The sequence below is a fragment of the Sphingomonas sp. MJ1 (PH-R8) genome (assembly GCF_048058635.1).
In the GTDB taxonomy this organism is placed as follows: domain Bacteria; phylum Pseudomonadota; class Alphaproteobacteria; order Sphingomonadales; family Sphingomonadaceae; genus Sphingomonas.
The window spans coordinates 77,102-85,468 of record NZ_JBBEFX010000015.1; the positions used below are offsets into that span (position 1 = coordinate 77,102).

8 protein-coding genes are annotated in these 8,367 nt (G+C 70.0%); 2 read left to right on the forward strand and 6 right to left on the reverse strand.

Annotated features, from left to right (window positions below; all coding sequences use genetic code 11):
• Positions 1-73: 73 nt before the first annotated feature.
• The 6 genes from VPH46_RS12870 to VPH46_RS12895 all read right to left on the reverse strand — a co-directional run bounded on the left by VPH46_RS12870 (position 74) and on the right by VPH46_RS12895 (position 6,156).
• Entirely contained in the window at positions 74-868 is a 795-nt protein-coding gene (locus VPH46_RS12870; protein ID WP_416611799.1) for a ferritin-like domain-containing protein, read from the reverse strand.
• The gene (locus tag VPH46_RS12875) at positions 865-1,326 is read right to left on the reverse strand and encodes a peroxiredoxin (protein ID WP_416611801.1); all 462 of its coding nucleotides are present in this window, start codon (positions 1,324-1,326) and stop codon (positions 865-867) included. The genes VPH46_RS12870 and VPH46_RS12875 overlap by 4 nt, the downstream gene beginning before the upstream one ends.
• The gene (locus tag VPH46_RS12880; RefSeq protein ID WP_416611803.1) at positions 1,323-3,992 is read right to left on the reverse strand and encodes a bifunctional [glutamine synthetase] adenylyltransferase/[glutamine synthetase]-adenylyl-L-tyrosine phosphorylase; all 2,670 of its coding nucleotides are present in this window, start codon (positions 3,990-3,992) and stop codon (positions 1,323-1,325) included. Before VPH46_RS12880 ends, VPH46_RS12875 begins: the two co-directional genes overlap by 4 nt.
• A 448-nt stretch (positions 3,993-4,440) precedes the next feature.
• On the reverse strand, positions 4,441-5,073 hold the full coding sequence (locus VPH46_RS12885; RefSeq protein ID WP_125959013.1) for a sigma-70 family RNA polymerase sigma factor: 633 nt from the start codon (positions 5,071-5,073) through the stop codon (positions 4,441-4,443).
• Between the two features lie 111 nt (positions 5,074-5,184).
• The gene (locus VPH46_RS12890) at positions 5,185-5,319 is read right to left on the reverse strand and encodes a hypothetical protein (protein ID WP_260153890.1); all 135 of its coding nucleotides are present in this window, start codon (positions 5,317-5,319) and stop codon (positions 5,185-5,187) included.
• Between the two features lie 36 nt (positions 5,320-5,355).
• Positions 5,356-6,156, reverse strand: coding sequence for a response regulator (locus VPH46_RS12895; protein WP_125959014.1), 801 nt, complete (start codon positions 6,154-6,156; stop codon positions 5,356-5,358).
• Positions 6,157-6,434: 278 nt separating this feature from the next.
• On the opposite strand from VPH46_RS12895, the gene VPH46_RS12900 reads away from it, so the two are divergent.
• Both VPH46_RS12900 and VPH46_RS12905 read left to right on the forward strand, forming a co-directional pair.
• Positions 6,435-6,611, forward strand: coding sequence for a NepR family anti-sigma factor (locus VPH46_RS12900; protein WP_164521170.1), 177 nt, complete (start codon positions 6,435-6,437; stop codon positions 6,609-6,611).
• Positions 6,612-6,621: 10 nt separating this feature from the next.
• Positions 6,622-8,205 (forward strand): sensor histidine kinase, encoded by a 1,584-nt coding sequence (locus VPH46_RS12905; RefSeq protein ID WP_272695240.1) that lies wholly within the window; start codon positions 6,622-6,624, stop codon positions 8,203-8,205.
• The last annotated feature ends 162 nt before the right edge of the window (positions 8,206-8,367 follow it).

Genomic DNA, 8,367 nt, shown 5'->3' on the forward strand with positions numbered 1-8,367 from the left:
GGCCGTTCGCTCTTCATCGATGTCTCAGCTGCAGCCCCTCCGCGCTTTGACGAGCCTTGATTGGCCCGACGCGTCAGCTTTCTGCAAGCGGCTCATAATAATCCCGCGTCAGACCGGCACACGCGCGCGCTGAATCGTTGAACGGTGGCTTAACGGCCCCGCGGAAGTGCCGCCGCACCAGCGCCTGCCAATGCGGCGCGGGAATGATTCGTTCGATTTTACAACGATGTTGGAACCATCGGGTGCCGGCCGAAACATGCCGGATTTCATCGGTGTAGATGCGGTGGAGGATGCGCGCCGTCGCCTCGTCGCCGCCCGCCCGCGCCCGTTCCACGGTGGCCGGGGTGACGTCCAGGCCGCGCGCCTCCAGCACCATCGGCACCACCGCCAGGCGCGCCAGCGCATCGTGCGCGGTCTCGGTCGCGGCGTCCCACAGCCCGTCGTGCGCCGGCAGCGCGCCATAGTGGCTGCCGAGGTGCCGGAGCCGCCGTTCGAGCACGGCGAAGTGCATCGCCTCGTCCGCGCCCACCCCGATCCAGTCGTCGGTGAAGCCGCGCGGGAACTCCGCCCCGAAGCGTCCGGCGGCGTCGAACGCCAGGTCGATCGCCACGAACTCGATGTGCGCGAGGGCATGCAGCAGCGCCAGCCGCCCGCGTTCCGACCCGCCCTTGCCGCGCTTGGGCATGCGGTTGGGCGGCAGCAGTTCCGGCCGCTCGGGCCGGCCCGGCCGGTCCGGCATGGCGACGTCGAACGCGAACGCCAGCTCGCCCCGCCGCCACGCCCGCGCCGCCGCCCGCGCCCGCTTCACCTTGGTGCGCGGGTCGGCAGTCTCCAGAACGGCGCGGGAGGCCTCGGCAATGCTCGTCATCCGGCCGCCTTCATGGCGCGGGCAGCGGCCAGCACCGCCTCGGCATGGCCGGGCACCTTCACCTTGCGCCACGCCTGCACCAGCCGCCCCTCGCCATCGAATAGGAAGGTCGCGCGCTCGATCCCCATGTAGCTGCGGCCATAGAGCTTCTTCTCGCCCCAGACGCCGAACGCCTCGCACGCAGGCCCCTCGTCGCTCGCCAGCCGTACCGCCAGCCCGTGCTTGGCGACGAACCGCTCGAGCTTGGCAGGGGCGTCCTTCGACACGCCGATCACCTCGACCCCTGCGGCGCGGAACTGCGGCTGGAGGTCGCTGAAGTCGATCGCCTCGCGCGTGCAGCCGGTCGTGTCCGCCTTGGGATAGAAATAGACCACCAGCGGCCGCACCGACGAAAGATCGATGGCGGTCCCGTCGCTCGCCGTCAGCGTCACTGCCGGAATGGCATCGCCCTCGTTCATTCCGCATCCTTCCCGTTGCTCACTGCCGCCCAGGCGGCGGCAATCCGTTGCCGTGCCGCATCGAGCGAGGCAACCGTGCTGTCCCAATCGGCCTGGCCGAGCGCCCGCGCGACCAGCGCCCGCGACGCCGGCGGCGGCAGCTGCGCATCGGGCGCGACGAGGCGGAAGGTGACCAGCGCGCGCGTCAGCAGCGCATGCGCCTCCACCAGCCCCGGCGGCAGCAGCCCCGCCGCCTCCAAGGCCGCGGTCGCGCCCGGCAGGTCGGCGTGGAAGCCGATGCGATGGACCAGCTGGACGACGTGCACGGCGAATTCCAGGTCGACCAGCCCGCCGGGGGCGAGCTTCACGTCGAGCGGCCCGCCGGCCGGCTTGTGCCGCGCCATCTCCGCCCGCATCTCCCGCGCTTCGGCGACGATGTCGCGCTCCGGCCGGTCGCCCTCCAGCACCGCGCGGATGATGCCGGCCACCTGTTCGCGCGCCCCTGCGGAGCCGAACACCGGCCGCGCGCGCGTCAGCGCCATGTGCTCCCAGGTCCAGGCGCTCTCGCGCTGGTAGCGGGCAAAGCCCTCCAGCGAAACCACCAGCGGCCCCTGCGCCCCTGACGGCCGCAGCCGCGTGTCGATCTCGTAGAGGGGGCCGGAGGCGGTCGGCACCGACAGCGCCGCCGTCACCCGCTGCGCCAGCCGGTTGTAGTAGAGCACCGCCCCCAGCGGCTTAGGCCCGTCCGATTCCGCACGATAGTCGCCGGTGAAGAGGTAGACGACGTCGAGATCGGAGGCATGGGTGAGCAGCCCCCCGCCCAGCCGCCCGAGCGCCACGATCACCAGCTCGCTGTCCGGCACCCGCCCGTGCTGGGCCGCGAACTCGGCGACGGTGGCGGCGACCAGCGTCTCGATCGCCGCCTCGGCTACCCGGGCATAGCCGGCGGCCACCGTCATCGGGTCGCTGGTGCCGGCGATGATCTGCGCGCCGAGCGCAAAGCGCTTCTCGCCCACGATCGCGCGGGCATGGTCGAGCACCGCCTCATAGGACGCGCCCGCCTCGCGCGGGACCATCTCGGCCGCAAGCTCCGCCCCTTCCCCCACCGGCTCCAGCGCGCTCGCATCGATCAGCCCATCGAGCAGCGTCGCCCGCCGGGCGAGCGCCTCCGCCAGGGTCGGCGCATGGCAGAGGATCGCGCTCAGCAGCTTGGCGAGCGCCGGCTGCGCCTCCAGCAGGCGGAACAGGTTGATCGCGCTCGGCAGCCGCCCCAGCATGCCGTCGAGCCGGATCAGCGCCTGGTACGGGTCGCTCGCGCTCGCCAGGCTGCTCAGCATCTCCGGCAGCGCCGCCTCCAGCGCGGTGCGGGCCGCCGGGCTGCGGAGCGCGGGATAGCGGCCGCTGCGCCAGTCGGCGATGCGGCGCGCCGCCTGGTCGGCGGGGTCGAAGCCGAGCTCGCCCAGCCGCGCCTCCAGCAGCTGCGGATCGCCCGGCACCGCGGGCCGATCGGTCGCGCCCAGCGTGTCGTACACCGCCGCCACGCCCTCCACCTTCGGGCGCAGCAGGTCGAGCAGGGCGCCGCCGTCTGCCAGCCCGTGCAGGCGCGCGACATTGTCCAGCGCCTCCGGCGAGGTCGGCAGGCTGTGCGTCTGGCGATCGTCCACCATCTGCAACCGGTGCTCGATCGTGCGGAACAGCGTGTAGCCCTCCGCCAGCGTGGCGGCCTGTTCGGGGGCGATCCAGCCCGCCCGGGCGAGCACGGCGAGCGCATCCAGGGTCGCCGGCGCGCGCAGGCTGCGATCGCGACCGCCGTGGATCAGCTGGTGCACCTGGGCGAAGAACTCCGCCTCGCGGATGCCGCCGCGCCCGCGCTTCAGGTCATAGCCGGGGCCGAACGCCTGGCCTTGCGCATAATGATCGCGGATCCGCCCGGAGATCTGCCGGATTTCCGCCACCGCGCCATAATCGAGCGCGCGCCGCCACACGAACGGGCGGATCGCGACCAGGAACCGGCGCCCCAGCGCCAGGTCGCCCGCCGCCGCCCGCGCGCGGATGAAGGCCGCCCGCTCCCACGGCAGCGCCTGCGATTCATAATAGCTGATCGCCGCGCCCACCGGCAGCGCGATCGGCGATGCCTCGGGCGCAGGCCGCAGCCTCAGGTCCACGCGCAGCACATAGCCGTCGCCGTCGCGCGTCTGGAGCAGTTCGGTCGCGCGCCGAGCGATCTTGATCGCCGCCTCGTCCGGCGTCTCCCGCTCGCGGTGCGGCAGCGTCGCGCGGTCGAACAGGAATATCGGGTCCACATCGGACGAATAATTGAGCTCGCGGCTCCCCTGCTTGCCGAGCGCGATCGCGACGAACCCCTGCGGCGGCGCGCCCGGCGTCCGCTCCTCGATCGCCGCGCGGATCGCCACGTCGAGCGCATGATCGGCAAAGGCGCTGAGCAGCCCCGTCACGCGGCGCAGGTCATATTCGCCCGAAAGGTCGCCCAGCGCCACCAGCAGCGCAACGCGCCGTCGCTCGATCCGCAGCCGCCGCGCGACCGCCATGTCCGGATCGTCGACCCGTGCATGCGCAAGCGGGTCATCCATCCATACGCCGTCGAGCAGCGGCGCCTCCAGCTCGAACAGCCGGGCAAGAAACGGGGAGTGCTCCCGCGCGCGCAGAATTGCCGAGTTCAGGTCCATGCCCTCTGGTGCGATGGTTCGGGACGCGGGCGCAACGACAAAAGCGCGATGCGAAAGCAACAAATATCAAGATGTTGAGTTGTTAGGCCGATGGTTACTTCGCCACCCCGCCGGGCCCCCGATGCCGTTTCTGACGCGAACAGGTCGCGCGGTGTCGTTGTGCGTCGCCCCCGGCCCCGCGACGCGATCGGAAACGCGCTTCGTCAGAGCTTCGACGGCATGGAGAACTTGCCAGACGAGTTCGCGCCCTACCTCCGCCTGCTGGACGGTATCAGCCACCGACACTGACGCAGCCCGTCGGCCGGCCGCGGGCTCGGAAGCCTGGCCGCCCGGTTCCTGCTTCTCGTTCTGGAAAGTGCCGCACCGGCCCGGAGGCAGGCGCGCGGCCACCGGCGTTGCGCGGCGAGACCCGGGCCCTGCCTGCGCAGAAGCCCGGCAGAGCCGGCCGTCAGCGGTCCCGGCTGAGCTCGTTGACCTCGCCCATGATCGCCTCGAGCGCGCTCTGCTCGCCATTGCCCGGGTGCGAGGCACGGGTGGGAAGCTGGCCCTCGGTCAGCAGGGTCTCGAGCGCCACGCGGCCGCGGGCGACGCGGCTCTTGATGGTGCCCACCGCCACGTTGCAGATCTCGGCCGCTTCCTCATAGGCGAAGCCGCCCGCCCCAACCAGGATCAGCGCCTCGCGCTGCGGCTGCGGCAGGTGGAGAAGGGCACGCTGCATGTCGGAAAGCTCGACGTGGCGATCCTGGCTGGCCGGGGCCGCCAGGATGCGGTCGGCGACCAGATCGTCCCACTCGCCCTTGAAGCGCGCGCGGCGCATCTGGGAGAGATAGAGGTTGCGCAGGATGATGAAGGTCCAGGCACGCATGTTGGTGCCGGCCTGGAAGCGCTGACGCGCCGCCCATGCCTTCAACAGCGTTTCCTGGACCAGGTCGTCGGCAAGATCGCGGCTGCCGGAAAGCGAGCGTCCGAAGGCGCGCAGGTGCGGGATGACCTGCGCCAGCTGCTTCTTGAACTCAGGGTCGGACAGCGCGACGTGCTCGGTCGCACCAGTCTCTTCGCCCGTAACTTCCGGTTCAGTCATGAAAATCCGATCGGTGGGCGGCCGCAAGCTCGCGACGGCGCCGTGTTGCCAACATAGGGGATGCGTCCGTCGATTGCCAGCGGGCGCGCCGGCCGGACGTCCGGTCGCGGGTCAGGACCAGAGAATGATCGCGAAAATGACGATCACCAGCGCCAGCGACACCCCCAGGATGTAGCGGGTCATCCCGGGGGTCGTGCCCGCACGGGCACGATCGGTGTTCAGATGGGTTCGCTTATCGTCGACCATTCTGCCTAAACCCCCCAGGATCGTTTTGGCTCCGTATCAGATCGTCGGCACCGTCGACTGGTCGAAGAACAGCGCCTGGCTGATCGCCGCCTTGACGGTGGAACGCTGGAACGGCTTGGTGATGAGGAACGTCGGCTCCGGCCGCTCGCCCGTCAGCAGCCGCTCCGGGAACGCCGTGATGAAGATCACCGGCACGTTGAACTCGGCCAGGATGTCCTTGACCGCGTCGATGCCCGAGCTGTCGTCGGCGAGCTGGATGTCGGCGAGCACCAGGCCCGGGCGATCCTCCATCGCCAGCGCCACCGCCTCGTCGCGGGTGACGGCGACGCCGGTCACGTCATGGCCCAGGTCGCGCACGATGGTTTCCAGGTCCATCGCGATCAGCGGCTCGTCCTCGATGATCATCACGCGCGAGCGGGTCTGCGCCTCGATCTCGCGCAGCGCCTCGGCCACCAGCGATTCGACTTCTTCTTCGCTGGTGTCGATCAGATAGGCCGTATCCTCGTTGGTGAAGCCTTCCATCGCGGTCAGCAGCAGCGCCTGACGCGACAGCGGCGCGATGCGGGCGAGCCGGGCACGCGCGATCGCTTCCTGGTCCCCGCTCGCTTCTTCGCGTGCGGCGTCTTCGGCCGGGTGAGTCGACGACCAGATCGCCTGGAAGGTACGATAGAGGCCAAGCCGGGGATCGACGTCCCGCGGGAATTCCTCGGGCGCCGCCACGATCGCCTCCAGGGCGGCGCGCACGTAGCGGTCGCCTTCCGACTGGCTGCCCGTGAGCGCACGACCGTAGCGCCGCAGGAAAGGAAGATGCGGCGCCAGTTGCTGTCCAAGCGACATGATCGGGTAGGTCTCCTCCAGAGGTGGACGGCCATTCTGGGGAGCCGTCCAAACGTTTGCAATTCACTTTCACGACGGCGGAAGAGACGCTCTCCCCCGATTTCGCGTCGGGGTTGGAACCAACGAGGACGAATTTGGTTTCACGCCATGCGCCGGTGCTTTGCCTGCATGCGGATGCGGGCAGCCGCTGCATGCATCCATCGGGTTGGCGTGGCCGCATTTGTTCATGTAGTGCACGGCACGGGTGCCGCGCTTAGGGGGCTTAGGGTGTGCAGTTGGTGACGGGTTCGAACGAAACGGAACGGCAGGAACGCGCCGCAACCGCGGACGGCAAGCAGAAGCCTGAGGAAGGCAAGCAGAAGAACGTCGGTGACGCGCTGCGCGCTGTCTATCAGGATGCCGCTGGGGAAGAGATCCCCGACGAGATGCTCGACCTGCTCAGCAAGCTGAAATAGCGCCACCTTCGTGGCCGAAGACGATCTCGAACGCCGCAGGCCGATGGTGCCTGTGGCGGCGTTTCAGCACCTGACGACGGGTGCGCGTGTTTTCCTGATTCTCAGCATCGCGCTGCTGCCGCTGGCGCTGATCGCCTTGTTCGCGACGCTGCAGACGACGCGGACGGTGGACGTAGAGACGCGCGCGCGCCTGCGCGTGGCCGGGCTGGAGGCGTCGCGTGCGCTTGCCAACGAACTCGTCGGCGACCTGACGGCGCTACGCGTCGCGCTGCGGGCCATCGACAGCGATGTCCAGGACGCGCCCAGCTGCGCCCGCGTTCAGGGAATCTTCGCCCAGCAGTCCGCCGCCGGCATCCGCTTCGAGATCGCCGATGCGACCGGCCGCACGCTGTGCGGTGCGCAATTGCCGGTGCCGCTGCCCGCCCTGTCCGATCCCGGCCGCCTCCAGGTGACGCTGCTCCCGGCGCAGGGCCTGCTGGTCCACCTGCCCGATGCGCCCAACGGCACGCGTGCCGACGCCTTCTTCCCGACCGAAGTGCTGGCCGACGTCGCCCGCCCGAGCGGCTTCGTGCCCCCCTATGCTGCCGAGCTGCAGCGTGGCGACGAGATGCCGCTCCAGCTCCAGGGCCTGCCTCGCAGGGGAGCGCTCGAACGTCGCGAGACGCTGGTGGTGCCGCTCGGCTTTGACGAGCTCGCCTTCTCCATGTCCGTGCGCAGCGCCCCGATCACCTCGCCCGTGCTGGTCGCGATGCTGCTGCCGCTGCTGATGTGGGCCGCCGCCGCCGGCATCGGCTGGTTCGTGGTGGACCGCCTGCTGATCCGCCCGCTGCGCCGCCTGCGCGCGAGCGTCGCCTCCTATACCCCGGGCGAGGTAATCCGCAGCGTCGACTATGGCGCGGTCCCCGCCCACGAGATCGCCGAGCTCGGCGAGACCTTCCAGGCGATCACCCGCACGGTGCAGGAGCATGAGGGCAACCTCGCCGAAGGGCTGGTGCGCCAGACCAAGCTCACGCGCGAGGTCCATCACCGGGTCAAGAACAACCTCCAGGTGATCGCCAGCCTGATCAACTTCCATGCGCGCAGCGCGCCCAGTGCCGACGCGAGCGAGGCCTATGCCTCGATCCAGCGCCGGGTGGACGCGCTGGCGGTGGTGCACCGCCACCATTTCGCCGAGCTGGAGGAGAATCGCGGGCTGGAGCTGCGCGCGGTGATCGGCGAACTCGCCTCCAACATCCGTGCCACCGCCCCCGAACACGCCTCCGGCCTCGGCATCACCATCGATGTCGAGCCGCTGCTGGTGTCGCAGGACGTCGGCGTCGCCGTCTCGTTCCTGCTGACCGAGCTGATCGAGCTGGCGATGATGGTCAATCCGAGCACCCAGGCCCGCATCTCGGCCAAGGTGTCGCAGCCCGAGCAGGTGGTGTTGCGGGTGAGTTCGCCGGCGCTGGTGGAAAGCGCCGAACTGAGCGAGCTGGTCGCCTCGCGCTATGGCCGGGTGCTGTTGGGCCTCTCGCGCCAGCTGCGCTCCCCTCTCCACCACGATCCGCTGGTGGGCGCCTATGAAATTGCGATCAGCGCACGTTCGGCGCGCTGATCCACGGCTTTCCGCGGGTCGTTACGCCGCTGCGGAAAAAAGAATCTCTCCGAGCGTTTTTCCCCGGAACCACCGCCCCCAAGCGACGTTTTGTTCTTCGGATAGCGACCTTATGCCCCCCCGCTCTCGCTATCCAGAACACGGGCCCGGAAGCGTCTACCC